At 58.1% G+C, this 26,706-nt stretch carries 28 protein-coding genes; 14 read left to right on the top strand and 14 right to left on the bottom strand.

The genetic code is table 11. The features are described from left to right. Nucleotides 1–44: 44 nt before the first annotated feature. From BLQ01_RS20460 to BLQ01_RS20445, 4 genes are all read left to right on the top strand, one after another. Nucleotides 45–614 carry a GNAT family N-acetyltransferase gene (locus BLQ01_RS20460; RefSeq protein WP_091554051.1) on the top strand — a complete coding sequence of 190 codons (570 nt, stop codon included), beginning with the start codon at nucleotides 45–47 and terminating at the stop codon, nucleotides 612–614. A 54-nt stretch (nucleotides 615–668) separates the two neighbouring features. Next, nucleotides 669–884 (top strand): hypothetical protein, encoded by a 216-nt coding sequence (locus BLQ01_RS20455; protein ID WP_026542533.1) that lies wholly within the window; start codon nucleotides 669–671, stop codon nucleotides 882–884. 612 nt (nucleotides 885–1,496) lie between these two features. Next, complete coding sequence (locus tag BLQ01_RS20450; protein WP_026542534.1) at nucleotides 1,497–1,847, top strand: hypothetical protein; 351 nt, start codon at nucleotides 1,497–1,499, stop codon at nucleotides 1,845–1,847. A gap of 255 nt (nucleotides 1,848–2,102) precedes the next feature. Then, nucleotides 2,103–2,363, top strand: a complete 261-nt coding sequence (locus BLQ01_RS20445) for a MerR family transcriptional regulator (protein WP_091554049.1) — start codon at nucleotides 2,103–2,105, stop codon at nucleotides 2,361–2,363. 146 nt (nucleotides 2,364–2,509) lie between these two features. Here the strand turns inward: BLQ01_RS20445 and BLQ01_RS22815 are convergent, their stop codons facing one another. Next, nucleotides 2,510–2,644, bottom strand: a complete 135-nt coding sequence (locus BLQ01_RS22815) for a hypothetical protein (RefSeq protein ID WP_302846725.1) — start codon at nucleotides 2,642–2,644, stop codon at nucleotides 2,510–2,512. 128 nt (nucleotides 2,645–2,772) lie between these two features. Between BLQ01_RS22815 and BLQ01_RS20440 the strand changes: the two genes are divergently transcribed. Then, the gene (locus BLQ01_RS20440) at nucleotides 2,773–3,303 is read left to right on the top strand and encodes a hypothetical protein (protein ID WP_091554047.1); all 531 of its coding nucleotides are present in this window, start codon (nucleotides 2,773–2,775) and stop codon (nucleotides 3,301–3,303) included. A gap of 105 nt (nucleotides 3,304–3,408) precedes the next feature. On the opposite strand, the gene BLQ01_RS20435 is transcribed toward BLQ01_RS20440, so the two are convergent. The 3 genes from BLQ01_RS20435 to BLQ01_RS20425 all read right to left on the bottom strand — a co-directional run bounded on the left by BLQ01_RS20435 (nucleotide 3,409) and on the right by BLQ01_RS20425 (nucleotide 8,372). After that, nucleotides 3,409–4,662, bottom strand: coding sequence for a hypothetical protein (locus BLQ01_RS20435; protein ID WP_091554044.1), 1,254 nt, complete (start codon nucleotides 4,660–4,662; stop codon nucleotides 3,409–3,411). Beyond that, nucleotides 4,659–5,264, bottom strand: coding sequence for a DUF4365 domain-containing protein (locus BLQ01_RS20430; protein WP_175493509.1), 606 nt, complete (start codon nucleotides 5,262–5,264; stop codon nucleotides 4,659–4,661). Before BLQ01_RS20430 ends, BLQ01_RS20435 begins: the two co-directional genes overlap by 4 nt. 138 nt (nucleotides 5,265–5,402) lie before the next feature. Then, a complete protein-coding gene (locus BLQ01_RS20425) occupies nucleotides 5,403–8,372 on the bottom strand; it encodes a phage tail tape measure protein (RefSeq protein WP_175493508.1) in 2,970 nt (989 codons plus the stop codon). A gap of 1,091 nt (nucleotides 8,373–9,463) precedes the next feature. On the opposite strand from BLQ01_RS20425, the gene BLQ01_RS20410 reads away from it, so the two are divergent. Beyond that, nucleotides 9,464–10,045, top strand: coding sequence for a hypothetical protein (locus BLQ01_RS20410; protein WP_139183527.1), 582 nt, complete (start codon nucleotides 9,464–9,466; stop codon nucleotides 10,043–10,045). Nucleotides 10,046–10,333: 288 nt separating this feature from the next. Continuing rightward, entirely contained in the window at nucleotides 10,334–10,675 is a 342-nt protein-coding gene (locus tag BLQ01_RS22235; protein WP_139183526.1) for a hypothetical protein, read from the top strand. Between the two features lie 48 nt (nucleotides 10,676–10,723). On the opposite strand, the gene BLQ01_RS20405 is transcribed toward BLQ01_RS22235, so the two are convergent. Then, nucleotides 10,724–12,493 (bottom strand): pyocin knob domain-containing protein, encoded by a 1,770-nt coding sequence (locus BLQ01_RS20405; protein WP_091554033.1) that lies wholly within the window; start codon nucleotides 12,491–12,493, stop codon nucleotides 10,724–10,726. 389 nt (nucleotides 12,494–12,882) lie between these two features. Then, nucleotides 12,883–13,290, bottom strand: coding sequence for a hypothetical protein (locus tag BLQ01_RS20400; protein WP_091554030.1), 408 nt, complete (start codon nucleotides 13,288–13,290; stop codon nucleotides 12,883–12,885). A 40-nt stretch (nucleotides 13,291–13,330) separates the two neighbouring features. On the opposite strand from BLQ01_RS20400, the gene BLQ01_RS20395 reads away from it, so the two are divergent. Next, nucleotides 13,331–13,534, top strand: coding sequence for a hypothetical protein (locus BLQ01_RS20395; protein WP_139183525.1), 204 nt, complete (start codon nucleotides 13,331–13,333; stop codon nucleotides 13,532–13,534). A 173-nt stretch (nucleotides 13,535–13,707) separates the two neighbouring features. Here BLQ01_RS20395 and BLQ01_RS20390 read toward each other — a convergent pair whose 3' ends face one another. The 6 genes from BLQ01_RS20390 to BLQ01_RS20360 all read right to left on the bottom strand — a co-directional run bounded on the left by BLQ01_RS20390 (nucleotide 13,708) and on the right by BLQ01_RS20360 (nucleotide 16,724). Beyond that, nucleotides 13,708–13,911, bottom strand: a complete 204-nt coding sequence (locus tag BLQ01_RS20390) for a hypothetical protein (protein ID WP_091554025.1) — start codon at nucleotides 13,909–13,911, stop codon at nucleotides 13,708–13,710. Next, nucleotides 13,908–14,084 carry a hypothetical protein gene (locus BLQ01_RS22475; RefSeq protein ID WP_175493507.1) on the bottom strand — a complete coding sequence of 59 codons (177 nt, stop codon included), beginning with the start codon at nucleotides 14,082–14,084 and terminating at the stop codon, nucleotides 13,908–13,910. The genes BLQ01_RS20390 and BLQ01_RS22475 overlap by 4 nt, the downstream gene beginning before the upstream one ends. 2 nt (nucleotides 14,085–14,086) lie before the next feature. After that, nucleotides 14,087–14,284 (bottom strand): hypothetical protein, encoded by a 198-nt coding sequence (locus BLQ01_RS20385; protein ID WP_091554023.1) that lies wholly within the window; start codon nucleotides 14,282–14,284, stop codon nucleotides 14,087–14,089. A gap of 253 nt (nucleotides 14,285–14,537) precedes the next feature. Next, the gene (locus BLQ01_RS20375) at nucleotides 14,538–15,893 is read right to left on the bottom strand and encodes an AAA family ATPase (RefSeq protein WP_175493506.1); all 1,356 of its coding nucleotides are present in this window, start codon (nucleotides 15,891–15,893) and stop codon (nucleotides 14,538–14,540) included. Between the two features lie 239 nt (nucleotides 15,894–16,132). After that, nucleotides 16,133–16,405 (bottom strand): hypothetical protein, encoded by a 273-nt coding sequence (locus BLQ01_RS20365; RefSeq protein WP_139183524.1) that lies wholly within the window; start codon nucleotides 16,403–16,405, stop codon nucleotides 16,133–16,135. A 133-nt stretch (nucleotides 16,406–16,538) separates the two neighbouring features. Next, on the bottom strand, nucleotides 16,539–16,724 hold the full coding sequence (locus BLQ01_RS20360) for a helix-turn-helix domain-containing protein (protein WP_091554121.1): 186 nt from the start codon (nucleotides 16,722–16,724) through the stop codon (nucleotides 16,539–16,541). Between the two features lie 94 nt (nucleotides 16,725–16,818). Here BLQ01_RS20360 and BLQ01_RS20355 point away from each other — a divergent pair, with 94 nt between their 5' ends. Both BLQ01_RS20355 and BLQ01_RS20350 read left to right on the top strand, forming a co-directional pair. Further along, nucleotides 16,819–17,364, top strand: a complete 546-nt coding sequence (locus tag BLQ01_RS20355; protein WP_091554009.1) for a helix-turn-helix domain-containing protein — start codon at nucleotides 16,819–16,821, stop codon at nucleotides 17,362–17,364. 256 nt (nucleotides 17,365–17,620) lie between these two features. Continuing rightward, a complete protein-coding gene (locus BLQ01_RS20350) occupies nucleotides 17,621–18,436 on the top strand; it encodes a tyrosine-type recombinase/integrase (RefSeq protein ID WP_254779554.1) in 816 nt (271 codons plus the stop codon). A 121-nt stretch (nucleotides 18,437–18,557) separates the two neighbouring features. Here BLQ01_RS20350 and glnA read toward each other — a convergent pair whose 3' ends face one another. Next, on the bottom strand, nucleotides 18,558–19,982 hold the full coding sequence (gene glnA, locus BLQ01_RS20345) for a type I glutamate--ammonia ligase (protein ID WP_024820496.1): 1,425 nt from the start codon (nucleotides 19,980–19,982) through the stop codon (nucleotides 18,558–18,560). A 324-nt stretch (nucleotides 19,983–20,306) separates the two neighbouring features. On the opposite strand from glnA, the gene BLQ01_RS20340 reads away from it, so the two are divergent. Further along, nucleotides 20,307–20,744 (top strand): RDD family protein, encoded by a 438-nt coding sequence (locus tag BLQ01_RS20340; RefSeq protein WP_091554006.1) that lies wholly within the window; start codon nucleotides 20,307–20,309, stop codon nucleotides 20,742–20,744. Nucleotides 20,745–20,840: 96 nt separating this feature from the next. Here the strand turns inward: BLQ01_RS20340 and BLQ01_RS20335 are convergent, their stop codons facing one another. Further along, nucleotides 20,841–21,602: a DUF4191 domain-containing protein gene (locus BLQ01_RS20335; protein ID WP_026542536.1), complete on the bottom strand. Its 762-nt coding sequence runs from the start codon at nucleotides 21,600–21,602 to the stop codon at nucleotides 20,841–20,843. A 189-nt stretch (nucleotides 21,603–21,791) separates the two neighbouring features. Here BLQ01_RS20335 and BLQ01_RS20330 point away from each other — a divergent pair, with 189 nt between their 5' ends. Genes BLQ01_RS20330 through BLQ01_RS20320 form a run of 3 tightly spaced genes read left to right on the top strand, consistent with a single transcriptional unit; the run spans nucleotide 21,792 to nucleotide 26,534 of the window. After that, nucleotides 21,792–23,819 carry a CDP-glycerol glycerophosphotransferase family protein gene (locus BLQ01_RS20330; protein WP_091554004.1) on the top strand — a complete coding sequence of 676 codons (2,028 nt, stop codon included), beginning with the start codon at nucleotides 21,792–21,794 and terminating at the stop codon, nucleotides 23,817–23,819. Then, nucleotides 23,819–25,693, top strand: coding sequence for an alpha/beta hydrolase family protein (locus BLQ01_RS20325; RefSeq protein WP_091554001.1), 1,875 nt, complete (start codon nucleotides 23,819–23,821; stop codon nucleotides 25,691–25,693). Before BLQ01_RS20330 ends, BLQ01_RS20325 begins: the two co-directional genes overlap by 1 nt. Continuing rightward, nucleotides 25,677–26,534 (top strand): acyltransferase, encoded by an 858-nt coding sequence (locus BLQ01_RS20320; RefSeq protein WP_051421660.1) that lies wholly within the window; start codon nucleotides 25,677–25,679, stop codon nucleotides 26,532–26,534. The genes BLQ01_RS20325 and BLQ01_RS20320 overlap by 17 nt, the downstream gene beginning before the upstream one ends. The last annotated feature ends 172 nt before the right edge of the window (nucleotides 26,535–26,706 follow it).

The following is a 26,706-nucleotide window of genomic DNA, read 5'->3' as shown; positions in this document are numbered from 1 at the left end:
CGTAGGGAACTGATGTGACAACCCTAGTAGGAAGACCCCGCAAAATGCTCGAATATGACTCAGGAGATCCGTTTTCGAGCGTGAGTGATCACATCGATGTCGGTGACGTTTGGCTGATCCCGCTCAAACTCCTGGACGATGACGCACGGGCCATCCAACTCGGTTCCGTCGCCGGACTGGCCGTCGAGGAGCCGCAGCGGGCATTCGTCGGTGACCCTCTCCGGATGATGCTGATAGCCCTGGAGGAAGAGTCCCGCATGCCGTATGTCATCGAGTCCGGGGGCATCGCTGTTGGCGTGCTGACCCTCCAATCCGGTGCCGCCCGGTTGGCAGGTTGGTCCGACGACGATTCTGTGTGGCTTCTCAGGGGCTTCCTGATTGACTCGCGAAGCCAAGGGCAAGGCTTGGGAACACGGGCCGCGCGCGCGGCTGTGGAGGAAGCTCGAAAGCTGACGGGACGGCTGGGAGGCGGCCAGGCCGGCGTCGTGCTTTCCGTTAACGAGCGCAATCCGGCTGGCCAGGCTGCTTACTCCAAGGCGGACTTCGGTGATGTCGGCAGGTATGAGGGAGGCAGTTCCGGCCCGCAGCGCATCATGTACCGGGCTTTTACGTGATTCGGTTGTCAACTATGGTTGACGCTTCGCAGTTCGTCAACTAGCGTTGACGATATGGAGGTGGACCGGATGAAAACACTGGTGGGATCGATGGATGGAATGGGCCCGGCTGAGGCACTGTATGCCGTGGCGGAACTTCAGAAGGAAGTGGGTCGGCGCGAGGCGTCCCTGGTTCGCGCGGCCAGGCAATCCGGGTTGTCGTGGGAGGCGATAGCCCTTTGCCTTGGCGTGAGCAAGCAGGCTGTGCATAAGAAGTACGGAAAGCAATAGAGCGGGTCCGGAGCGAAGGGGACTGGTCCGCACTGCCCGCTGTCCCTTAGGATGCTCCCGTGACAAGCATGGTGGATCCGGACGGTGCAGCTTTCTCCACCACGTGCTGTTTCCGCTGCGCGCAGGCGGGGCCCCACTGGTCGTCGCGTTACGGGCGGGCGGGTACCTTTGCCTGCCGGCGCTGCTTCGCCACCTTCTCTGACGACGGAGTGTGTGCGGCCTCCGGGGGAGCGGGAAATCCAGGGCGCGAGGGACTGCCGCTTCCGGCAAACCAAGTAGTCTCCGCGCCCGGCAAGGAAAAAACGAGTACACGCTACTCGTGACCCCACTGTTCCTGCAAAGGCAGCATGGTGGCTATGACAACGTATGTGGTTGAACCAGCGGCCCTGCTCCATCGCTGCCAGTGCTGCGGCGAAGAAACCGACACGGTGTTCTGCGACGACTGTGCGGCACCGGAAGAATCCGGACAATCGCCAAGAACCCGGCACTGATCGCTTCCCTGTGCAGGCGCTCATGCTTCGGGTAGTGTCGCCGCTGTGCATCAAGCTGCGCAGACGCTAAGTATCCTTATAGACTTCTTCTGTCACTGTTCTCCAGGCAGAGGAAAAGTCCATGGAATACAACGGAAGTTCGACAGAGAAGACCATAACAGCCGGGGAGTTGGACCGGCGCCACGTGGGTCAGTCCGTGAGCTTTCAGCCCAATGACTTCACTGTGGTCTTCGGAACCATCGCGGGCATTGCGCGAACTGAAGCGCTGGTCTACTTATCGCTCGCAGGAGTGGGTGGCGGCACCCACCTCAAGGACGAATACGACCTCACCATAGATCACAAGGTCTACCTTCAGCTTGATCCGCTCGGCAGCGCTGAGAAGGGTCTTTCGGAAGCGGCCGGATTCGTGAAGGAGAAACTGGACGAAATCGCCAGGAACATCCGCGAACGCGATCAGGATAAGACTGAGTAGTCTGCGACTGCACCAAGAAACGATCCCCGGTCCGTATGGGCCGGGGATCGCCTTTGTTAATGCGTGTGGTGGAGCTTAGACGCCGTAGTAGAGCTCGAACTTATCAATGGTTGGTGGTCGGTGCTGAATAGGGATGAAAACCGCTAGATTCCGGGGTTTTTCTTGGTGGTAAGCAATGGCGGGATGTGCTCGTTTTTGGACCCGCTGCGGACTGACTGCGGACTGTCAGGCGTGAGATCCTAATATGATGCTTCGATGAACATTGACGATACTTTCCAGCCAGAACGAGTATTCACGACCACGCAGTTAGCCGAGGCGTTACAGATTAGCAACAACCAGGTCACCACCCTCGCGCAGCGGGATAACTGGCCCCATATGAAGGTCGGCAACCGTCTTCGATTCACTGAGACCCACGTCAAAGAGATATACGAGCTGCTCAAGGCCCCGGAAACTCGGCCGACCGAGCCGCGGCGGAAGGTGGGTTCGCGGTCACGCCAAAGCAGGGCCACCTACTAGCAGTTAAATGCCGAAGGGTCCGTAGCCACCACAGCTACGGACCCTTCAAAGCGTTTTCATCAAACCATCACGTCTGATCTGCTATTAGATTAACAGAAATGCAGATTGGCGCAAGTCCGCCGGAGGGGGATCTGCAAAAATGTGCATCAGGTCTCATGCGGTAGGTACTCCGGATCAGGCTCCATGTCCTCATACGGGCTGCGCACAACCACGCCGGCCCGGTCCTCCGCGTCCAGCTCGGCCATCATCTTCTGAAACCCCTCAGGGTCAAACTTCGCCATGCGTCGCAGAGTACCTCCCGCCCTCTGACATTCAGGCCGGTGGGACGCGACGCTACGACTGTCTGCCCCGCTGCCTATGATGTGTAGCGGCGGCAACCGTCAAGATCCAACTACGAATAAGGGGACACGTGGAGCAGGTAGCATTGAGGACAGATTTTTACCGGGACCTCGGGTTGGCGCTCGTCAAAAGAATAGAAGCATCGGGGTACGCACGCATGACGCGGGATGGCATCCCCTCCGCATGGCTGGCGAAGTCAGTTTCACAAATACTCGCCATAACAGGTGATGATCCAATCATCTACGTTGGGCACACACTCCAGGATTACGATCACTCGAAGGTCAAGGACCTCAGCGAGGATCCAGCCGAGGGAAAGATCCAAGTGCTTACAAATGACCTGCTTGTCGTATCCGAGTTCACAGGCCAGGGCGCCAACACTCGGGTGACTCCACTAACGAGGATTAATTCCATATCCGTCGGGAAGGTTCGTGACGTCACCACTAAAGGACTGGCAAATTGGCCCGATCACGTTTCCTTTGAACTTGAATTTCCAGATGCGACGTACACCTTCCCACCAGTAGACGCTACGGCCAGCCACTCAGAGTTCTTAAAGCTGCCTAGCGCATTGCGGGCAGTGACGGCGGCTTTGGCACGAGGCTAGCTGGTCAGGAACGCCGCTTAAGGCAGAAGGCCCTTGCTAGCAAACTCGCTGGCAAGGGCCTTCTCTACTTATCCGTGGCCGACTCTACAGACGCCTGTGGAACCGCTATTCGATTTCACGCTGTCTTACCTCATCTACAAGAGAAGCCGGCGCGGTGTCAGTCTTCATAACATGCTGGAGAAAACTCAGGTCAGGCTGCACGTCGCCCGTGAGGGTCCAGTTACGGCCCACCTTCTCCAAGGTTCCAGAGACAGTGAAAACGAGCTTCCGATGGTGCGCCACAATGGCCCAGTCATAGTCACTTCCCGACAGCGGAACGTGCACACGCCTGAAACTACCGCGAACCTCGGTCGAAATAACAGCAACCCCGTTATTCTCGTCAATCTCGCTATGTTCAGCACGTTCCAAGCTTTGAACCTGCCCCATTATGGTTTCGACAGCGGGCTCAATCCGACGCTCAAGACGAGTAGAAACCTCTGAAAGCGCCTCCAACTCCGGCTTATCCATCAGTATTCTGCTGGCGACCGCCAACGGCTCCGGCGCGGCTGGTGACCAGTCGAAGGACAGATCGAGTGATCGAAGATTTTCGGCACTCCCGATTTCGTGCAGCGCCTGGACAAGGGGAAGACTGACCCCCTGCTCAACCGCAGCATCCAAGTCCAGGAAATCAATGGCCTCGGATTGAACATGTCGCCGCGCGGCGTCCAGACCGCTAGAAAGCGTTGTCATTACCTGACGAGCGAACGGCTGAATTTCCTCTGTGTAGACAACGTGGTCCTCGACTTGATCTTGGGTATGGCCCAAGGCCGCGTGAGAGTCATCCAAGCTGTCCAGTCGGGCAACAACAGTAACAATGAAGCTGCCGCTCTTCGTGTGCCCCATCCGCACATCTTGACTCATGAAGTCCGTAACGCTTTTGGGCAATCTTCCGCGATGGCTGTGCTCAGGGCTAACGGCTGTTGTTGCCGCAGCCTTGATCATTTTTTCAATACCTCGCAACAAGCTGGTTGCCTGACTAAGCGGAATAGTTCCATCAAGCATTGGCTGATCAACACGAACGTGGAAGATGTCTGCGTGGGAAGCTGCCACGCGTTCTACCAAATCAGGCATGTTGAGATGGAAGTACTCGCCGATCCCATTTATGGCCTCATCAAGCCGTTTGCGAAAGTCAACAAACGTGTCGTCCCATGGCAAGAAGACAGTAGTTTGGCGGCGGTCCTCCCCGGCTGGGGAGCGCCAAATCTTTCCGCCTCGCTGTTCACCAAGAAAGTTCCAGGCCTCGACGGCTAGGAATTGGGAAAGCGTGTGGGGGCTGAGTACGGCCCCGAATGAATCACTGGGCTGAGTTTCGAAGTTCATGCACTCTCCGCATCATGGAGGTCCACGATCATACTTAATAGCTGAGCGGGAGTGAACTCATTGGCTTTTGGCACCTTGAGCGTTACCGACTCGCGTCCCTCACCGAGGGGCGGAAAATCTCGTGCCGCCTGCCAGTATGAATGCGCCCGCGCAAGTAGTCCCTCTACATCGTGGTTCAGCCAGGACGTAGCGTCTTCCGGGACCATCGTCACACAGAAGACAGCCGGCGAATGGCGCTTGGGGTTGCACATTTTCTCGTACAGTCGCCGTGAAATCTGGTACTCAATATGAGTACCCTTATCCCGCCAACCAGAGCTAGTGCACTTCAGCTGAATATCCAAAGTCGGCCCATAGACGTTGGGGTAGTCAACATGTGACCGGACGCTCGTATCAATCCCATCCATGTCAGTTGACCAGGAAAGCGTGGACATGCCAGCTCCTGTCACCACCATGCTCACGACCGCAAGGCTGAGCTGTTCCTTCATCTGATCGATGTGAAGTGAGCCTTCCGGCAAAACGAGCGTCAAAGTGCCCCCAAGTCCAATTGCATGACCAAAGTAAAGCACAAGTGTTGCGCTATGGTGAGCGCCGAGGAATACCATTACGATTTTGCTTCCATTCCTTTGAGCCAGCCATCTAAGGGGCCGCGGCTTGCGCATCAGGCGCCCCTGTTCGGGCCGTCACTCGGCGTTGGTTGCGACAGAACGCAACCAACGCCGAGTGACGACCCCCGATGCCGCCTACCGCCCCCTTCGGATAAACGGGGAATTAGAATCCGCGTCCTTGACAACACCAGACGCAACTTCCGTAGCAACCCCCCGGAACGTGCCGAACACCTGCCCAGAGTCCAAGATCAATGTTCCTGTCATCTGAGTCGGGCTAGAAGCAACAGCAGGAGCCGCTACAACTGACCTCGCTGGCGCAGCAGCCGGCGCATACTGGTAGCCCATGGGCCTGATCGGGGTAACGTCCCCGCCGTTCATGCGGTCGAGGTTGTCGTACCCGATCTTTTGAGCAGCCTTAGCAGTTAGAACGTACTCGTCCTTTGACAGGCGGGCATCAATCGAATCTGACGTTGTTGTGCCGGGTCCGAAGACGCGACCGCCAGCGGCGTAGGACCCCATGCGCCCAGTACCAGACGCCCCGCCATTCAGATCAGGGGCGGTGGATCGGCGGTCAACACTGTCGAAATACTCGGTCGTGTAAATGCCGATCCTGACCTGCCTGCCATCCAGGCCCTCAGCCTTACCCTTGATGGAGTCCAGCGTTGTGGTGGCATGGTCAGCAATCCAGGCGTCAATGTTGACGTTCTTCGGGATGCCCAGAGCTTTTCGCGCCATCGTGTCGGCAGCATCGCCCGTAATGCCGAACTGTCCAGCCGCCGCTATGAGGTCGTTGTAACTAGTGCGCAGACCAGCTTGTAGGGTCTGCTGGGCGGCAGCGGACCCTTGCGTTTTCAGGGTTTCCTCTGCCGTTGCCGCAGCCGAGGTCATGGCAGCTTGCGCAACATCGTTGAAGGCTGATTGATTCGCGCGACCAGCAGCAGTGTTGATGTCCAACGTCGTGCCATTAGCAGTGACGGACTCGGTGAGCTTGTCTATTGCATCCTGATAGGCAATCGCCGCGTCAGAAGCTGACAATGACAAGATGCCCGCTGCGAACAGGGAAGCAGTGAATGCCTCGATGTTCGTGATAGCGCCGGCAGCACTGAGCCCCACACCTTCGAGAGCTGAAGACATTTCCTCAGTCAGTGGAGCCGCATTACCAACTTTCGTCGTGTAAGTCTCCACTGAGTCGCCCGCTACCTTCATGGAATCCGGAATCTTGCCCATGGCAAAGTCCAGAAGTTCCTGCTCCGTGAGCGTCTGTCCAGACTGGTTAGCGAGGGAAAGCAGCGCATCCTTGTAGCCCGGAAGGTACTCAAGGGCGTCCTTGGCACTCTTGCCGTTCTTCTGGAACTCGGCGGTCAATGCCTGGAAGGACTTCGCCGCAGTGTCCGCAGCCCCATTCTTCGCGAGGCTGCCCATCTGTTCGCCTAGGCCCTTCATCCGGTCCTCAAGCTGTCCAATATCGCCCTTTGAGCCAGTGACCCACTCGCGGAAGCCGTCAAGACCCTTGTTCAAGGTGACATCGGTGAAGTTCTGGTTGGTCAGCCGCTTAATGGCATCAGCGGCGTTATCAATCCCCGGCGCGATGCCGGCAAGACTGTCCAGATCCTGGAAAGCAGAATCAAGCCCAGAAAGTGAGGCGGCGCCGGACCGAGCGAGGTCTTGGACCTTGAGTAGTGCCTGCCCGTAGTCCTCAGCAGACTTCGTGTGCTTCTCGCTGAACACCGCCGAGGCAGCCTGCAAAGCGATAAGCAATGCAGCAGCCCCACCAGCAGCCTTGCCAACATTCGTGATGGACGTCCGAGCCCGCGACCCAGCCGGCGCGATCCTGTTCAACGATGCATGAAACTCAACCAACCGGGGCAGCGCGGTCAGTAAAGCGCCGCCCAACAGCAAAGCACCACCGGCCATGCCGGCGATACCAACAGCGGCGTTCAGGATCGGGGTTGGTATCTTCCCGATAGCGTCGATCAGATCCTCAGCACCTTGTACGATCCCGCGCAAAGCCTGAGCCGCGCCCGAGCCGCCCTTAATTAGGACCGAATCGAACGACCCGCCCAGCTTCTCAAGGTCGCCAGCGAGGTTGTCCTGCTTGATCGAGGCTGTAACAGCCGCGTAGCCTGCCTCGTTGACCTTATCGATCCAACCTTGAATGCCCGAAGCGCCCTGCTCATACAGAACATTCGCGCCACGGATAGCGTCAGTACCGAAAATCTGGGCAAGAGCAGCGTCACGCTGCGCCTGAGTCAACCCGCCAAGCTTCGACTTCAACTGCTCAGCAAGGTTCGTTATCCCAACGAAGTCGCCTTGAGCGTCATAAGCTGAGATGCCCAGCTCATTCATGAGGCTCTGGGTTTCCTTCGCCGGCTTAGCGAGGGACAACAGCATTGTCTTGAACGACGTACCGGAATCAGAGCCGGTCAACCCTGCGGAAGCGAAAGCGGCAAGCGTTCCGGTCGTGTCCTCAACGGACAAACCAAATTGGGCAGCCACAAGGCCGGACTGCTTCAAAGCGTTGCCGATGTCTTCCACCGACCCCTGTGCCTTGCCGGCGCCCGCTGCAAGCAAATCTGCGAGGTGCGGAATGTCCTGACCTGACAGCTTAAATTGCGTCAGTGCCGTTGCCGCGATTTCCGCAGCATCAGCGACCTCCAACGACCCGGCAGCAGCCAACGACATTGCACCCTTGAGGCCACCGTTCAGGATGTCCTTCGTGGAAACACCAGCCTTAGCAAGCTCATCAATAGCCTGAGCCGCTTCCTTCGCTGAAAACGACGTGTCAGCGCCGGCATCAATAGCCGCGTTACGCAGCAACTCCATGTTCGCGGCAGTCTCGTGAGTTGACGCTTGGACTTGGGACATCGCTGCGTCGAACTCCATGAACTGCTTCACAGCCAAGGCGAAACCAGCCAGCAAAGCGCCGCCGAACACCATCGACGCCCTACCAACGCGGTCAAAATGTTGTTCATTGTCGCGAGCGAACTTGGCAGTCCGGGACGCGAAATCCTCCGCGGACTTCGCCGCTGTTTTCATTCCCGACACAAAGTCGGTTACTTTCGCCTCAAGGGCGATACTGATAGATCGATCCGCGATGGGGACCACCTCTTTCGAAGCCCTAAGAGGCAGGCGACACCTGTCCCAGGGCATGAAAAAACCCGCCATGAGCGGGCTTGTCATTTGTGCCGAAATCAGCCGGCAGAGTCAATCGGTCCTCTTCAATAGAGAACTAGGTACTAGTAGTTGGAACTCTGGTTGTGGTTCCCGAAATCCTCAGGCCGGAAGGTGCCATCATGCACAGCAGCCCAGACCTCGGGGCCTTCACCCCAGCCGTAAGGACGGCCAGCGATCTTCACGCGGTAAACAATGCCGCCCCTGAACCAGGCTCTGACTAAACCAAACAGGGGGGACTGGAAACTCTGTTGTGTAATGCGGTTCGGATGCACCTCAACAGATGCCACTGGACGGCCCCTAGCGGCCCTTCTACTGCTTACCATCAGCGATTCTCCACCCAAGAGTTGCCATGGCCTTAGGGGTTAAGCCAAGGGCTTCTGACGCGTACCGGCACTCCTGAGCCACCCAAGCAGTGCCGCCCTCGGTGCCCGAAAGCAGCCTGGATTCATAAGCCACCAACAAAGCAACCGTCCCGCGGCAAGATTCATCCCATTGAGTAGCCTGCGGCGACTCCCAAAGCTCAGTCCACCGGGCCTGTTCCACATCCGTCCACTCCCGCGACCTCGGAAGGTCCGGAACGGTTTCTGTGCACCCCTCTGCTGGCAGCTCCACCAGTGCAGCGCGAATAGCCGCGGACTGCGGCCTGTAAGCCCTCGAATTGGGCTTAGTCATGTTTCTCTGAGTACCCACAAGGGGTCTCCTTTCAGATCGTGATTGAGGTTGAGCGGTTGGCGCACTCTTTTTTGCCCTCACCATCGGTGGAGCTGGAAGGGGTGGGGTAAGGGGTTATAGCCCACCGTGTCAGGTGGTTAGGTGCCTTCGTTTGCCTGCGTCGCTGAGGTTGCAGTGTGCGTGCTCTGGCCCTGTCCATGCCGTCCTGTCGTTTGTGTGTCCAAGGTGCCACTCAGCGTCTGAGCTGATGGGTTGGTTGCACTTGGCGCAGCTCACGTTCCCTGTTGCTACTCTGGGGATCCATTGCTCTCGTAGTTGGCCGTGAGAATGGTTGTATCCTCTCGCTTCTCGTGAACCTCGTGCTTTGTCTCGTTCGCGTTTGTGTTGCAGGCAGTAGCTTCCGTCAGCAATGGTCGGGCAGCTTGGGTGAGCGCAAATCTTCTTTGCTCTGGGCATGTTTCTTCTTTCGTTTGGGTCATGTTCTTTTGTGTGGTGTTCACGGTTACAGTTGCGACATGAATAATCAGGGGAAGCTGTTCAAGATTTCAGGTCTTGTTGCGATTGCTGGCATCGTTTTGTCGATCATCATGATGATTGCCTTTGGTCGCGTAACGGGTGGTGCTGTTGCCGTGCTGACTACTGCATTGGTGATACTTCTCGTCGTTGGAGCCGTGGCGATATGTATCGCCCTTGCTGCGTACCGGGAACAGGGGCGGAAGCCGGGAAGCACTCCGCTCATTTATGCGGTGATTTCCTTCCCGTTGGGCTGGGTTCTCGTATTTGTTTACGCTGCTGCCCAGTTCCCGCCCTTGATGCTGATTGCCCTGGTTGCCCTGGTCACAAGCGTGCCCGCCCTCATCATTGGGATAGTCAAGAAGCTTTCCGTGAAGGCAGCCCCAGTCGTTGCGATTACGCCCGAGGCCGGGCCGTAACGGTTCCTGAGCAAAAATCCCCCAAAGCGTACAAAGGATAATCACCCTCCCCGGCGGCCAGATTTATGAGGGGTGGCCATAAGGGAATGTCCCCAGGGGTGCCCGCGTGTATGGGTTGCCCGGCAACATTTCAGGTTCTTTGAACTGCGAGGGTGCTCACCATCGGTGGCGGTGTTCTTCCTGGGTCGGTGTATGCCCCCACCTTTCGGCAGGGTTAGTAATACAAGCTCGTACTCGTTCGCTCGTTGTAGCCTTTGCTGAGTTGCTTTGTGTTGATGAGGGGGAAGCGTGCAGTTCAAGCGTTCTGCTGGGTTGTTCTTGACAGGGTTTTGGCTCTCGATTGGTGGCACTGTTGTCGGATGGTTGGGCGCGATGACTGCTATCTCGTCATCGAATTCTTATTTCAGTAGTGGGCCGGATGCTGGTTCTGTGTTTGCGATGCTGCTTGGTGGTGCTGCTGGGGTGGCTGGTTTCATTTGCTTGGCTGTTGCAGCGCATCGGGCGTTGTACAAGATTGATGCCCTCTATGTGCCGGTAAAGATGGATGGTGTGTACGTTCCGGCCCCGCAGCAGTACGCACAGAACCAAAGCCCTTACCCTTACCCACCTGGACAGAACTATCAGGGATAGTTGGTGTTGTGCCCGTAGCTGCTTTCTCCAGCTACGGGCACGCTCTCCTTAGGTGACATCACAGAGCAGTTGTTCGTATGGGCCGACAACCTTCAACCGCCCAGCGGTTTCTTCTGCCTTGACGTAATCAAGGATGGACACCCAAGTGGCGGATGACATGTTGGTGCCGTTATTCATGAGAGACGGGTGGAGCATGTACTGCAACGCCCGCTTCTCTGCCTGGGCTGCGGTGATGTCAGCCTGAACCTGCGCAAGACTGCGGCTATCCAAGGTGATGTGCCCCAATCCTTGACGGACCATCCCGTCCTGCCAGCGCTTGGTGGCGCCAATATACCCGGCGATGACCGCATGGAGGGAGTGGAGGAACCTGCCGCCGTCAGTCCCGTAGAACTGGGGCAGCGTGGTTCCGTCGATGAATCCGCCGAAGTCTGTGCCCGCTGATCCTGGCGGAGCGAATCCCCACACCTTCCCGGCACATGCGGGGATCTGGGTTTGCAGCTCAGTGAGCCCGTCAAGGATCGCCGCTTTCCATGCGGCTTCGGAGTTGTCGCCGGATCCGTGGTCTTTGGAGTGGTTCCAAATTTCAGCGAGCCCGCCAGTGACCCATGCGTTCACCATGGAGGGCGTGATGAGGTTGTTCTCCGTACGGGACCACTGTCCGCTGCACAGCGCCAGTGAATACTTGAACCCGCGGGCTTCCATCTCGGCCCGGACGTAGGCGTCAAAGTTGTTGAGCCCGTGGTCAAAGCGGAACGCGATGGTCGCCGTTGTAACTTTCCTACGCCCACCCATTTGCCGGGTGAAGTCCTGGATCAGGATGCTGTTCGTCAGGCCTGCATCACTGACAACGGTTGTTCCGCCGCCGCTAGTGGCGGCGGGCCATGTCTGTGCCCACGGGGTGAGTGCCCCGGAGGTGACGGACTGGGTTATTTCTTCCCACTTTTTCAGCGTCCCGTACTGGATGTACTCGCGGTGGTAGATGCCGTTCGTGGAGGCAAGCACCCTGACGAACCCTGGCTGATCTGTTGGGGCGTTCACAAGGGACGCGGCGACAGTCCCCGTGTTCACTGGGTACACGCCCGCTACTGTCAGGGCATGAACATCCGCGCCGGTAGTCAGCGCCGGCCAAACCTTTAGCGTTGACCCGTCATCGAACATGATGTTGCGCCACGTCTGATAGGACGTTCCCAGCAGGTTGTTAGATGCCCGGACAACCCACTTGAAGAAGGAGCTATAGATTTTAACGGTGTGGAAGGTGATTCCGTTGTCAGTCGCTTCAACAATGAACTCGCCAGCCTTGCCTGCAATGTCTGCTGGGCCGTTCACGAGCGAGTTGGAGATGGTGGCGGACGGGATGCCCCAGATACCGGCGTAGGCCATACCAAAGTAAGTGTTGAGGTCAGCGCCGACGGGCAGATTGCCGCGGAACTGCAACGACCGCGAAAGATTCCAGTTCGCAGCGGAGTACGACGCGCCTGAAGTGAAATCGATCTTGGCTGAAACGATGTCCCCGGTCGGGGCAACAACCTGCTGACCGGCAACGTATGCGGTGAGTGGCTTGAACCGGGGGACGGCTTGCAGCGCAACGGATTCGGTTGCTGTGAGCCTGGTTCCGTTGCTGGTGATGGTTCCCTCAGCGGTGGACACCCGTGTTGTCAGGGCGGTCGCTGCGGATTCGATAGCGCCGAGGCGACCATTGGCCGAGGCGTGCAAATCTTGAGCCTTCTGGGCGTTGGCGGAGATGATGTTGTCCCCATTCCGGACAGGCTCATTGCCGTCCGGTTTCTGGAAACCAAGTGGGGTTACTTCGATAGCCAAAGATGGCTCCTCGTCTGATTTTGGGTACAAAAAAGCCCGCCATGAGCGGGCTGTTTGGAAGTATGGAGCTGGACTGTGCACGGGTCCTGGTCGTGTAAAGGCTCAGGACCCGTGCATTACTGGTTGTTCGCGTCCGGGTAGATGTTGATCAGATGGCTGGTCATGGCTGGGCGTAGTCTGCCGCCCATGTGGCCGGACCCTGGGGCGGTGACTTCTTGGAGGGTGAACAGGTCTTGGCACCCTTCGCAGAAGAAATTGCCCTGCGCGTCTATTTGGACGATGGCGCCGGATAAGTTGACGGTTCGAAGCCGGTATGTGTCTTCACGCCGGTTGATTCGGACGTTCCGTGTTTCCCAAGACAGTGTTGTCCGTCACGGGTGGCGGCCAGATCATCCGCCGTAGACGCTCTTGTAGAGTTCATCTGCTTCTTCGGCGGTGAGTGGCTTGTCTTTGGGGCGGTTCTTGCCGGAGAGCCAGTCGTTCATGCGCTGACGGTATGCGGCAAGGCCTTCGTGTTCGATGCCAATGATTTCCTGTTCATTGCCACCCTGGTAGTTCTCGATCATGCCGAGAACCTTGGCGCGGTCGGGTTCTGCTGCTGCTGCGTGGCGTGCCTGCCAGGGCACGTGGCGGAGCATTTCCGGGTCTAGCCCGGACGCTGTGAAGGGTGGCAGGTCGCCGGTCGCCCACATGGTTGGCGGGAGGCTTTCGGAGGTGGCGGCTTCCACAAGGTGGGGGCGTTCCTGGAGTTCGAGTTCGTAAAGCGGGTTAAGTGCGGTGGGGTCATTCAGGGGCATTGGGTGTTCCTTCGATGGTTCGGGGTTTACGGTTGTCGGCATGGGTAAGAAATTCAGGTATGAGGGTGGCCCGCGCGACGGTGAGAAGAGCGAGGCTGAGGAATCAGACTTCCCGCAAATTCATCCGGGCGGTGAATATCAGTGGTCGGGCACCTCGCGTGATCGCGGTGGCGCCGGGGATCCTGACGGCCCGTTCAGGGACGCGGACTTTGCTACGGCGGTTTGGTACGAAAAGGAGGCCTAGGCGAGGTCGGGGTCTGGTTCAACGACGCCCCTCAACATAGGTCCGCAGCTCAGCCTCAACTTGGTCATACTCCTGCTGTAGCAACCTGAGCTTCTTGTGTGCTCGGGTGAGGATGGCTTGCCTTGCCTCAGCCATGGCCCTCCAATACCCCAAGGACCCATAAGGGTGGCGTGTCATGCGTCAGCCTCCAATTCCCTTACACGCTGCTTGAGTTCACGGACCTGCTGGAGTAGCGCGACTATGTGGGCGATCCAGTGCCCTGCTTCCTCATCCGCTGTGACGCCTTCTGCTGGCAGGTTGGTTGTCAGGTAAACGAGGATTTCGGGGTCAAGGTGCTCGGCTACACGTGGGTCAGCTAGGAAGTCGCTGGCGCTCATACTGGGGTCCTTTCGCGGGCTTGGTACATGGACAACTGCGCCTCAGCAGCCTTTGCGCGGCGCATCCAGTGCGTGGCTTCCTGCTGAGCGTGCTCAAACTTCAGTTTCCAAACGGCGCTTTGTGCGGGGTAGTCGTAGGTGATGATTTGTTTTTCGGTCCAGTCGTAAGCCATAGCTATTTCCCTTTCTGCTGACGGGAGACGTTGTGAACAGCGCGCGTTGCCGTTGGATCGGGATGAAGGCCTCGTCCGTGGCTTCGCTCGCGCGTCGGGGTGTTCTTGAGTGCTAGTAGTTCTTGCTGGTATGCGACCGCGAGGCGCTTGAAATGCATCGCCTGAAACTTCCAGTAGACGGCCAATTCGGCGTCATTCATGCGGCGACTCCTTGCACCTGGATGATGTCGTGCCGTCCCGTGCAACGACCTCCGCAGCCAACGGCGTCTATGAAGTCCTTGGATGCATCCGCGTCTTCCGCTTTAGTCCAGAGGGAGATGCTGGGGGCGTCGCACCAAGCTATGAGAGCTATGTTTCCCTTGCCGCGAATCCAGTGATGACGCGGTATGGCGCAGGCTAGGAAGGTCTTGGAGGTTCGGTGCTGGCGGGTGCATTTGTGCTTCCGGTAGGTCTTCACGCTGCGCACTCCTGATGGTTTCCGTGTTCGTTGTCGTCCAGCATGTCGCCGCAGACCGTGCAGGGCTCCGGGCCGGTGTTCCTAACCGCTGAGGTGTGTATGTAGGAAGTGAGAACTCTAGGGAGACTAGGAACAGTGGAAGATTCCGTTTCAGTGTTCCTAGTGTTCTCAGTGTTCCTAGACTCCTGAGATAGACCCCCTTGGTAGGAAGACTGATTCAGGGAGTAGATCCAGGGTTGTCCCGGCCCGGTAGGCGCCGATGTTCCTAAGGCCTTCATTGCTTTCTCTGCTGCGGTCTTTCCGTAGCCTTCGTCGCGGAGGTAGTCCTTCACGTCCGCAGCCGGCGCGGATCCACCCGCATCTTCCACAAATGCCTTGACCAAGGCTTCCGCTTCTTCGGACTTCGACGGCTTGCGTTCTGCCTCAGTCTCAGCCTGCTTCCACTGTGAAAGAAGGTGAGCGATGGGCATGAGCGCCGACGCGGGCGACGTTAACAGCGCCGTTGTCCCTGGATCGTCATCTGTCTGGTCCCGCACCTGCTCAACTCGAACTTGGAACTTCACCGCGTCCACGATCCCTGTTGTGTTGGCTTTGTCCGGGCCTACCCAGAGGTATTGGCCGCTGTCGTCCTGCCCTGGTGGGCGTGCAGCGAACAGCACCATTCGAGCTTTCTGCCGCAGCGCTGCCGTGCCGCCCATAAGGTCACGGGTGCTGGTCGTGTCCATCCGGTTTGTGTGGGTCACGAGCAAAACCGCGAGGTCGTGGCGGGTTGCCAGATCCTTCCAAGGGTGGAGTGCTGAACGGGCCTGTTGAGTGTCCCTGATGTTCAAGTTCCCTGCCACGGTGTCCAGCCATGCGTCTACGACAAGGAATGCTGGCTTTTCGTCCATCTGTTCGATGAGCCCATGCAGTAGCAGCATGTCCCCGTTGTTGCCGGTGGAAAATACGGGGGTGCCTGTGCCGTCGTCCTCGGCGCAGTAGAAGTGGATTCTGCTGATGTCGGCGCCTGCTGTTCGTAGCCGTGCTTCGACTTCACTTGCTGAGTCCTCAGTGACGATGACGATTACGTCAGCGGGTTTCCTCGCGGCCCAGTTGAACATCGGGAAGGCTTTGCCTGTTGTGACAAGCATTGCCATTAGGATCCACAGCAAGCTTTTGCCGATTCCCTCGGATCCAACCAGAACGGTTATCTCCCTGCGGGGTAGCCAGCCGCGGCCTAACCATTTTGTGTGGGGTGGCAGTTTTAGTTCTGTCGCCCTCCGCAGTTTCAGCCCACCCTTGGGCGGTGCATCCTGGGCTGGTGCCGAGTCTTCTTCGTAGAGGTCTTTGCTGAACCATGGCTTGTCGTTCACCCGTCCACCTCGCCAAAGTATCCATGGAGCCCTGGCGTTTCGGTGGTTTCGATGTGCCGCTTCATCTCCAAGCTGATGTAGCGGCTAGTGCCAATGAATGGCTGCGCGTTTGCGCTGGTCGGTCGGTATGTTCTGAGCCTGTGCATGGTGTCCTTGGTTTCGGTCGGGACAAAAGTTGTGGGCGGTGCTGGCTTGTGCCGGCGCGGGGTGCTCATGTCCCGCGCCGGCCTGGATGTCGTTTACTTCCTGCTGATGATCACTCCGGGTTCTGCCGGGAGGTCTGTGAGTTGTTCCTGTGTTGAGGTGAACGCTGCGGCGACGGTGCGGCGCGTTAGTTCCTCAACTTCGATGACTTCCACGCCTCGGGTTCCGTAGGTGTGGGCTTGGAGAAGCCCGCGGATTGGTGCGGCTGACCACTCCGGGCGAATCGTGACTACGAAAGCTGCAAGCTTGATGGCCTGCTCCTGCGTCATGCGGCGGACAGTGGGCACGGTCAATGCGGTGCTGTTCATTTTGAATGAAACCTTTGATCGGAATTTGTGATGGATTTGATGATGCGTCCCTTGTGCTCCCTCCCAGAGAGCAATTCGGGGGTCTCGCGTCAGCTTGGTGGGCTGACTCATTGCGAGTACTTGATTTGTGCTGTTAGTCGGCCTGTTCGAATGCTGCGTTTACCCAGTCGATTACGTCTTGCTCGCGGTACATAATTCGCCCCGCGTACTTGGCGGCTTTGGGGCCTTTGCCCAGATGGCGGTAGTAGCGAAGCGTATTGACGGGGATCCGCAGCGCGTCCGAAACCTCCGCCATGGTCAAAAGCTTGATTGTCTCCATGTCGTCGTCCTTACGAGTCGTGATTGTTCCCTCACTAATCAGCATAGGCTGGTTTGTGTTGACCGTCAATGCTGATTGGTGAGAAGGTTTGTCCATGATGAACTTGCCAACACCAGACGTGGATGAGGAGTGTTTCCGCGAAAACATGCGGGCTTTGCGGGAACGTAAGGGCTGGTCACAGGGAGAACTCAGCCGAAGACTTATCGAGGGCGGGTGGCCGATCTTTCACCAAACAACCATTTCGCGCATTGAGTCGGGAGACCGTCCAATAAAGTTGGGTGAGGCTCGGGCGATCGCTAGAGCCTTGGGCTCCAACGTGGCAACGATGGTGTCACTTCCTGTGGAAACGTCGATTGTCCAAGGGCTGGCGGGTGTCATTGGAGACGTGCGCGTGGCTCGTAATCGTCTTTCAGAGGCCTATGGCAATCTGGCGGAAACACGGGCAAAGCTAAGAGAGCTCGTTGAATTTGTCGAGCCCATTGACCTCAACGAATGGCAAGACGACGACCTACGTGAGGCGTTCGGAAAGCTGCGCGAGCAAGCAAAGCAATTGCTAGCAGACGTTACTGCCGCCCCCGAGAGTGTTGAAACACCTGATGAACGCGAGGGCCTACCAGCCGGCCTCCGGAGTCGGTCCTGAAATGGCGAGCATAAAGAAGCGTGAGAATGGTTCATGGCGCGCCAGGTACAGGGACGACTCTGGCAAGGAACATGCGCGACACTTTCCGCGTAAGATTGACGCCCAACGTTGGCTTAATGAGGTGACCGCATCTGTCGTCTCGGGGACATATGTGGACCCTAAGGCAGCGCTCACAACAGTTCAGGAATGGTCCGGCGTATGGCTCCGAGGCTACGAAAACAACCGCCCCTCAACGGTTCGTCAAGCAAAGACGCACTTGAAGCGAATCAACCATGATTTTGGCGGGCGAGCACTAAAGAGTGTGCGCCCGTCCGAGGTGAAGGCGTGGACTGCTCGGTTAAGTGACGAGGGTTTAGCGGACTCGACCGTCTACGCGTTGCACTCACGTCTAGGGCAGGTGTTTGCAGATGCGGTCCACGACGGGCTGCTGCCTAAATCGCCAGTGAGCCGACGCACTGCACCCAAGGCTGGCAAGCAGCGAGCCTATGTAGCGACAACCGAGCAGGTCTGGGCGCTTCATGACGCCATGCCAGCGGGTCTACAGCCCGCCATCCTCCTGGCTGCGTTTGCTGGCCTGCGCATTGCAGAAGCCGTGGCGCTGCGAGTGTCAGACGTGGATTTCATGCGGGGAATCATAACGCCATCAATTCAGTATCCCGGCGTTGAGCTTAAGACCGAGGAATCGAAAAACCCGATCCCGATACCTCAGAACCTTTGCCTAGAGCTGTCGGTGAATCATTCTCGGTGGGGAAGCGATACGTTGGTGACGAATGAGTGGGGTCGCTCCATTTCACCGCATCGGCTTGAGCACTATTTCCGCGAGGCTCGAAGCGCGGTTAAGGGGCTTCCGGAGGGATTTCGGTTCCATGACCTCAGGCATTACTTCGCTTCATTGCTTATAGCTCAAGGGCTTGATGTGAAGGTTGTCCAGAAGAGTCTTAGGCACTCGTCAGCCAAAACAACTCTCGACACCTACGGGCACATGTGGCCTGACAAGGAAGATACGGCACGCGCCGCCGTTGCCAGCGTCCTTGCGGATCGGCTCAGTTCGCGTGCGGAGCGGCGTGCATAGATGGCAATTCGTTAAGGACAAAAGGCCGGCCCTCAGGTGGTTAAACCTGGGGCCGGCCTTTCTGTGTCTTGATTCTTGCGGACTGTCTGCGGACTATGCCCGCTTCTGCCGCGTGATCTAGCTAGACGCCGTAGTAGAGCTCGAACTCGTAGGGGTTCGGGCGCAGAGACAGCGGGCGGATCTCGTTCTCGTACTTGTAGTCGATCCAAGTATCGATGAGGTCCTGGGTGAAGACGCCACCGGCCTGGAGGAACTCGTTGTCCTCGCGAAGGGCCTCGAGGGCTTCTTCCAGGGAGCCCGGAGCCTTGGGGATGTCCTTGGCTTCCTCGGCGGGGAGCTCGTAGAGGTCCTTGTCGATCGGAGCCGGCGGCTCGATGCGGTTGCGGATACCGTCAATGCCGGCCATCAGCTGCGCGGCGAACGCCAGGTACGGGTTGGAGGAGGGGTCCGGAGCGCGGAACTCGATGCGCTTGGCCTTCGGGTTGGTGCCCGTGATGGGGATGCGGATGCCTGCGGAGCGGTTGCCCTGCGAGTAAACCATGTTTACGGGGGCTTCGAAGCCCTTGACCAAGCGGCGGTAGGAGTTGACCGTCGGGTTGGTGAATGCCAGGACCGCGGAGGAGTGCTTCAGCAGGCCGCCGATGTACCAGCGGGCCATGTCCGAGAGGCCTGCGTAGCCCTTTTCGTCATAGAACAGGGGATCGCCGTTGCTCCACAGCGACTGGTGGCAGTGCATGCCCGAGCCGTTGTCACCGAAGACAGGCTTCGGCATGAAGGTAACGGACTTGCCCCAAGCATCTGCTGTGTTCTTGATGATGTACTTGAACTTCTGCAGATCATCAGCAGCCGCGGTCAGCGTGGTGAACTTGTAGTTGATCTCAGCCTGGCCGGCGGATCCAACCTCGTGGTGGGAGCGCTCAACTTCGAGGCCTGCCTTGTCCAGCTCGATGCACATGGCATCGCGGAGGTCGGCCTGCTTGTCAGTGGGGGAGACCGGGAAGTAACCGCCCTTGACCGGAGTCTTGTAACCGAGGTTGCCGCCCTCTTCCTTGCGGCCAGTGTTCCAGTGGGCTTCTTCAGAGTCGATCTTGTAGAAGCTGCCCTGCGGGGAGGACTCGTACTGGATGTTATCGAAGACGAAGAACTCGGCTTCGGGAGCGAAGAACGCGGTATCGGCGATGCCGGTGGATGCCAGGTACGCTTCAGCCTTCTCAGCTACGCCACGGGGATCGCGGTGGTAAGGATCACCGGTGCGGGGGTTCACGATGGAGAAGTTCAGCGCGAGTGTCTTCTCGATGCGGAAGGTGTCGATGAAAGCCGAGGTCACATCCGGGATGAGCTGCATGTCGGATTCGGCGATGCCCTGGAAGCCGCGGATGGAAGATCCGTCGAAGAGCTGGCCGTGGACGAAGAAATCGAGGTCGACACTCTTGGCCGGCACATTGAAGTGCTGCTGGACACCAGGAAGGTCGGTGAAGCGGATATCGACGAATTTGACGTCTTCGTCTTTGATGAACTTGAGGACTTCGTCCGCAGTCTTGAACATCTATGCTCCTTATGCATATCAAGTAACAGGCCCGGAAGGCCGCGTGGTGCAGCCCATGCCAAAGCTCCGGAGACACAAAACATCCCCTTGCAGTGGTGGCTGGCAACTCATACCACCATAGGGAGATGGGATTTCCCGGGGGTGTCAGTATTGTTTCCGGCAGGTTACAGAATCATCTGTTGTGTAAACGGTAGTCGGCTTCACTGCCTCTGGTCCAAGCGGGTCCGGTGGGCGAACACTGCAGCCGCCTGAACACCGTCGCCAGTCCCTTTCCGAAGCCGCTGTGAGTCGGACAGCAGGCATGCCAGCAGTTAGGCTTGAGGGGTGGTTGATCGAAAAGACATAGGCTCCTGGCTCAGTGGTCCGGACACTTCAGGAATCTCAAAATACCCCGGCGAGAGGCTTGGGCTGCCCGAATCGGGCCCAGGCTCCACCGCCCGCGCCGGTCGCCGCATCCTGGCCATCATGGTGGATTGGACCATCGCGTTGGTCATCAGCAATTTTTCCTTTGGGGGAAACCAATGGGCAACGCTGGCAGTTTTTGCTGCCGAGCAGATTCTTTTGATTGGCACCTTGGGCTACAGCATCGGGCACCGGATCGTTGGGATCCATGTGGTCCGCCTGGGAGGCGGCCCGGCAGGCCCCGTGGCCGCGCTGGTCCGGACAATTCTTTTGTGCTTGGTCATACCGGCAGTTGTCTTTGATCCCGACCAGCGTGGCCTCCACGACAAAGCCATGAACACGATCCTTATCCGGATGTAGGGTTTCCTCCCTGAACAAAGCCAACAAAAAACCGCTGCGCCCGGATCGGGAGCGGCGGTTTTTTGTTGGGCAGTATTTTTGTTGCCAGGAAGAATGTCAGCGTCCGCGTGCGGCCTTGCGGTCAGGGCGGGCCTTGTAGGGGTCGATGCCCTTGGGAATCGGCAGGCGGTTTCCCAGCGAGTTGATGCGCTTGCTCACGGCATTGACCTCAATTTTGGTGAGCTCGTTCTTGAGCTTGCCCATGGTCTTCGCCAGCTTGTTCAGCGGCACCTGGCCTTCTCCGCGCCCGGATTCCAGAACGTGGATGGTGACGTTCGGGAGGATGCGGGCGAGGCGCTTGCGCTCTGCATCCACGAGGGGCTTGACGCGGTGGGTGGGGCCCTCGCTGACAAGTACTACACCGGGGCGGCCTATCGCCATGAAGACGGCGTCCTGTGTGCGGGGGTTGACAGCTACGGGCTGGTCCTGGGTGACCCAACCGCGGCGAAGGGTTCCCAGGGCTGCGCCGGAGGCGCCGGGCTGGTTCTCGATCTGCGCGAAGGCGGCTTTCTCGGCCCTTCGGGAAAGGATGAAGACCGCCGCCAAAAGACCCAGTGGAATACCAATGATCAGGCCGGTGACCCAGTTCTCCAGGAGGAAGCCGACCAGGAATGCGACCGCCACCACAGCAAGGAATGCCAGCACCATGATCCATACAACCTGGGGATCATTCCGCCGGGTCATTTTGAAGACTTCAGCGATCTGCTTCAGTTGGCTGGGCTTCTTTGCCTTGGCTTCCTTGGGCTTGCGCTGGAACAGCCCACGCTTGGGGGCGTCGGCCGAGGGGGTCGATTTGCTGGAATCAGGGGAGTTCGCCATAGTGCCTTAATTCTACGTGATCCATGCCCGGACACCGGACGCCTTGGGGAACTGCGCCGGAGCGCCATCGATTCATTTTTGATTTCTTCGTCATGATCCAGCCCGCCATGTCACTTCGTTTAAGTGACTCCCAAGCGCCGGAGTGACTCGATACTGCGCAATTCCCCGTTCGATCCCCATAGGAACCACATGCCCGATTTGCCGCCACTGCTCACCATCGTCCTTGAGGAAACCGGACAACTCGACCGCGAGTCAGCCATGTACCGGCGACTGATTGCTGCACGCTTGCGGCTTGAATCCCACTTCGCCGTCCTCCATGTGGCCGAGTCCTTGACAACGCCCGTCATTGCCAGGCTTTGCCGGGAAATCGACAGCAAGTACGTCATCTTTATGAGAACTTCCCACCTGTTGTCCGCGAACTACGTCGCCACGATCTTTGAGTACCTCAAGTCGCGCACTGTCTATCTCGCGGAGCCTGTCATCTACACAGGGCCCATCCCCAAGAATGTGGCTGGAACCAAGCTCGATGACACTTACCACTACGCCCGCGACACCGATGTCTTTGGCAGTGCTTTCAACACCAGGAGATTGTCCGATGCCCTGGAGGCGCTTGGGGATGTGGATCGTTCAGCCATCTACACCAGCTACCGGATGTACTGGTCCATAGCCAAGGTCAGGCCACTTATCACGGGTTTCTCTACAGCCTCGGACACCAAGGCTGCAACCGGCCTCAGGGTTTCTGCAGAGGCCAGCCGCCTGATGCCGGTGATGCCCCTTCCTTCCAAGGAAATCCGACTGCAGGTTCTGCGCTACGTTTCTCTGTTTCTCAGGGGCATCCGGGGACAGAAGGCGACGTCCATTTCCCTGAACCACTTGAGGGACCTCATCTGCGGCTTCGAACTGATGGAACTGCTGGCCATGGTGGAGACCTTGCAGCCTTTCGAAGCCGCGTGGATCCGTTGGCTGGACGACCCGGCAGACGGCAAGCAGTTCTTCAAGCAATTGAGTACCAAGGACGCCTACCTGGTTTTTCGGCCCAATACTGATGACGGCGGCGCCGGGGAGGTGCCCCTGTATGAGTTGCTGTTCGACCAGGAAATCCTGACCATCAACAAGTGCTACCGGGCACGCAATCTCAGGTCCGGCCATGCCAGGCCCGGCAGTTACAACTTCTATAACCGGCCGATCCGTCCTTCCTCGACCATCCTCTTCTTCGACCGGCCCTTTCAGGCGGATGACAACGCAGAGCACTTGTACGAGTACTTCACGGCAAAGCACCCCGAGTTCGACCAGGCGTACTTCGCAATCAACCCCAAGTCGCCTGATTGGGATCGGCTTCAAGCCAAGGGCTTCAAGCTGATCTCAATCTTCACCAAGGAGTTCTACGAGAAATTCCTTGTATCGGACCTCGTCGTATCCTCCCAGATCTACAGCATCAGGTATCGGGGCAAGTCCTTCGCCAACTCGCGTTTTGTCTACCTTCAGCATGGAATCCAACTCAATGACATGTCCGACTGGGTGCTCTCCAAGTATTTCGATGTCTTCATTGCCACGGGCAGGATCGAGGCGGAATACATGGAAAAACTTGCCCCCGTTGAAACGCTGAACAGTGGATTGCCCCGTTACGAGTCCTTGAGCCGCGACACCCTCGGGCAACAGCATCTTCTCTTTATGCCAACGTGGCGCTTCAACCTGCACCAGTCCTCCACCGAGCACTTTGTCCAGTCGAGCTATTTCCAAGCCATTGACGCGTTGCTGTCGGACCACGCCCTCCTGAAGTTCCTTGAGGAAACTGACCGGATAATGCATGTGAAGCTGCATCCGAATGTGGAAAAGCGTGCCGGTCAGTTCAGGTTCACAGATCGCATCGTGAAGTCGGAATTGAGCTATCGGGAAGCGATCCGTGCCGCCGAGTGGGTAGTGACCGACTACAGCTCAGCAGCCCTTGACGCAGCATTCGTGGGCACACCGATCGCCTACTACCACTGGGACGCAGCCGACTTCTTCAACGACCAACCCTATGAAAGCCGTCTGGACTACGCCGACGAGGGGCTGGGCCCGGTGTTCCATGAGCACGCCGGGTTGATCAATTACATCGTCCGGGAGGAATTCACTGTCACCGATCCTGAGTACATCGGGCGCCGGGAACGATTCTTTGAAGGCGTGGATCCAGGACGCATCAATGAAAAGATCGTCGAAAGGATGTTGAGTCTCTGATGGCGTTGGTTCATGGCTTCAAAAGGAGCATCACCAAAGCAGGCCGCGCGGCAGCCTACTCGCCTGCCGGCCTGGAGGTCGCCAGGGCAGTCCTGGCGACCCGCGCTGATTCGCCCGTGCGGCGCATCATTAAGGCAAGAGGCCTGGAGGGAAGAATACGCCGGGTTGCCTCCGAGAGCCTCCCGCAGGGGGTCTACTTTGCGAAACTGACCCTGGGCAATTGGGAGGCTTGGAAGGGGCATCAGTTCCGGCTCCTTCAGGATGGGAAAGTAGTCTACGGAAACCAGGTTGAGCCTCCGGCCCGCGGCTTTCCTCTGGAATACCGCAACATCATGGTCACGTCGGAGGACCCCTCCCGCTTCACGATCGATATCGACGTGCCATATGAATTGAAAATCGGGCGCGGAGCATTCACCACCCAACAGCAGCTCGCCTACGACGAGCGGTACGGCGTGGAGCAGCACGGGGACGTGTTCTACTCCCTGCGGGGAAACACGAAAAACCCGAAGAAAATGCTCATCACCTTTCCGGGATTCGGCCCCTCAACAACCCGGATTTCCTATGCGGTCAGCTACCTTAAGGACCTCACTGAGGTGGACCTGCAAGAGACCCTGATGGTGTGCTTCCAAGACCGTTACCTGGTGGCAGGTTCCTACATGATGGTGGACAACTCGGGAAGGCCTCTGGACAGCAGGGTTGGGGGAGCCATTGAAGGGCTCCGGAGCCGGTTCAACATAGATGCCCAGGAGATGCTGTTCTTCGGAGCTTCCAAGGGTGGTTCCATTGCCATCCACTACGCGGAGAATTATCCCCGGGCCGCGTTGCTGCTGGCTGTCCCGCAAATGAACCTGCCGTATTACTTCAATAAGCCGTTTTTCAGGGACAACCTCTTGCAGAATCCCGCTCTGCGCGAAGTCGAACAACCAGAGGAGCGGCTCCGCAGGTACTTGGCGGAAGGACGCAGGATTGACTACTTCTATACGAATTCCGATGAGCTGAGCAATCACTCACTGATCGAACTGGCATCCGACATACCCAATCTCTCCAAATACCGCATCCACGGCGGGCACTCAGACGTCGCAAGGTCCGCCCTGCCTGCCATGTTGTGTATTTTGCGAAGCTTCCTCAGCGGCCCGATTGACAAAGAGTTCGCCTGCGAAGAATTGCGAACTTTCCGATATGACCAGAGCGTACAAGTACAGGTCCGGATCGACGCCGAAGCTTCCATGGTCGCCGGGGCCAACTGGTTCGTTGCCGGCAGTTCAGGGCGAACTCGGTTCCTTCAGCTGATGACGGAACACTCCTACCATTTCGTCAAGTACACCGCAGGCGAGCAGAGTCTTTGCCCCGCCTACGACCCCATCGATCAGCTCTCCGAGGTCATTGCACTGACGCCCGGTGGAACCACGTGGACGGCTGCTCTGCCTGCGGCGGTCAAACCAGGAACCCGGGTGCTGAAAAAGAGCCTTAGTTTCCAGCCGCTGACTCTTGAGACAGAAACCACGCAAGAGTACGCAATACTCGACGGCGACACCCTCGCCCGCTTCCGTTATGACTGCCGTGCCCTGGCCGGTGACGGAGACACCATGGAAATCCATTTCGCGGCCACCACAGATTCAGTAACTGCAGAGATCCCTGACAGCAGCTCTCGGACCGCCTTCAAGGCAGTAGTTCAACCACTCGATGGCTGGGCATTGGCGGACATCGCAGCCTTGAGGTTCGTCATCGCTGCCGGGGTACGGCGGTTGCTGCTTGTGATCGATGCCGATGCAGACCCCGAGGCCGTTGAAGTCCTTTCCGCCATCGATTGGGAGGACGCCAGTGTTGTGCAGGCCGCCTCCAAGGAGGTGTTGGCCGGTGCAGGACATCACTGATTCACCCAGCCGTGCCCAAGCGCCAAAGAACCAGATCATCCGCTCCTACGCTGACGTCGCCGCGGTTCAAGACAATGTGGTGCATCTCAAAGAGACACCAGGTTCCGAATTCACATCATCAAGTGTGGAGTTTGCCGGCAGCGGAAATGTCCTTTTCGTGGAGGACGGAACAAGGCTCCGCAACACCAGGCTCCGCTTTCTGGGCAACGACGCCGTGATCCATCTAAGGAAGTCCCATGGCTTCCTCAGGCTGATTGTGACCGTGTTCGAAGAATCCGTTTTTTACTTGGGACCAGGCGCAACCTTCACGGCCGAAGCGCGCGTCCTTCCCACTGAACGCAAGCATGTGATCGTCGGACGGGATGCAATGTTTTCATCACGGGTTGCTTTCCGAACGGCCGACCCTCATTTGATCTACTCGGTGGAGCACCACCAACGCGTCAATCCGAGCGAATCGATCTGGGTAGGGGACCACGTGTGGTTGGGGGAAGACACCCTTCTCCTCAAGGGAGCGAAGGTTGGTTCCGGTAGCATTCTTGCTGCCCGGGCGTTGATCACCAAGAACGTCCCTTCAAATGCGACCGCTGCAGGCGTGCCGGCCAGGATTGTCAGCAAGGGGATCTTTTGGACCCGCCCATCCGTCCACGGATATACGGAAAGCCAGACTAAAAAGAGCCTGGTCCATGCCGGGGACGAATTTATCTTCGCTCCGGACGAACACGTTATTGACATACCCACCCTGGAACGCGGCCTGGAGGCAGCGACCTCCGGCATAGGCCGTGCCGCCTGGTGTTTCCAACTGGATCACATGGGTGCCCGGAACCGCTTCTACCTGGATTAGAACCGACTCAGCCACTGGAAACGACTAAGCCGCGCCGCCATTAATGGCGGCGCGGCTTAGGGCGGGTCTGTTTAGCTGTGGGCGGCGAGGATGGTGGAGGCTTCCTGGCGGGTGGTGCCGGAGTCCTGGATGCCTTCTGCGATGTGGGCGAGTTCGGCGGGGATGTCCCGGC

It is taken from the genome of Arthrobacter sp. UNCCL28 (assembly GCF_900102805.1).
GTDB lineage: Bacteria > Actinomycetota > Actinomycetes > Actinomycetales > Micrococcaceae > Arthrobacter > Arthrobacter nicotinovorans_A.
This window is presented reverse-complemented; position numbering and strand designations above follow the sequence as displayed.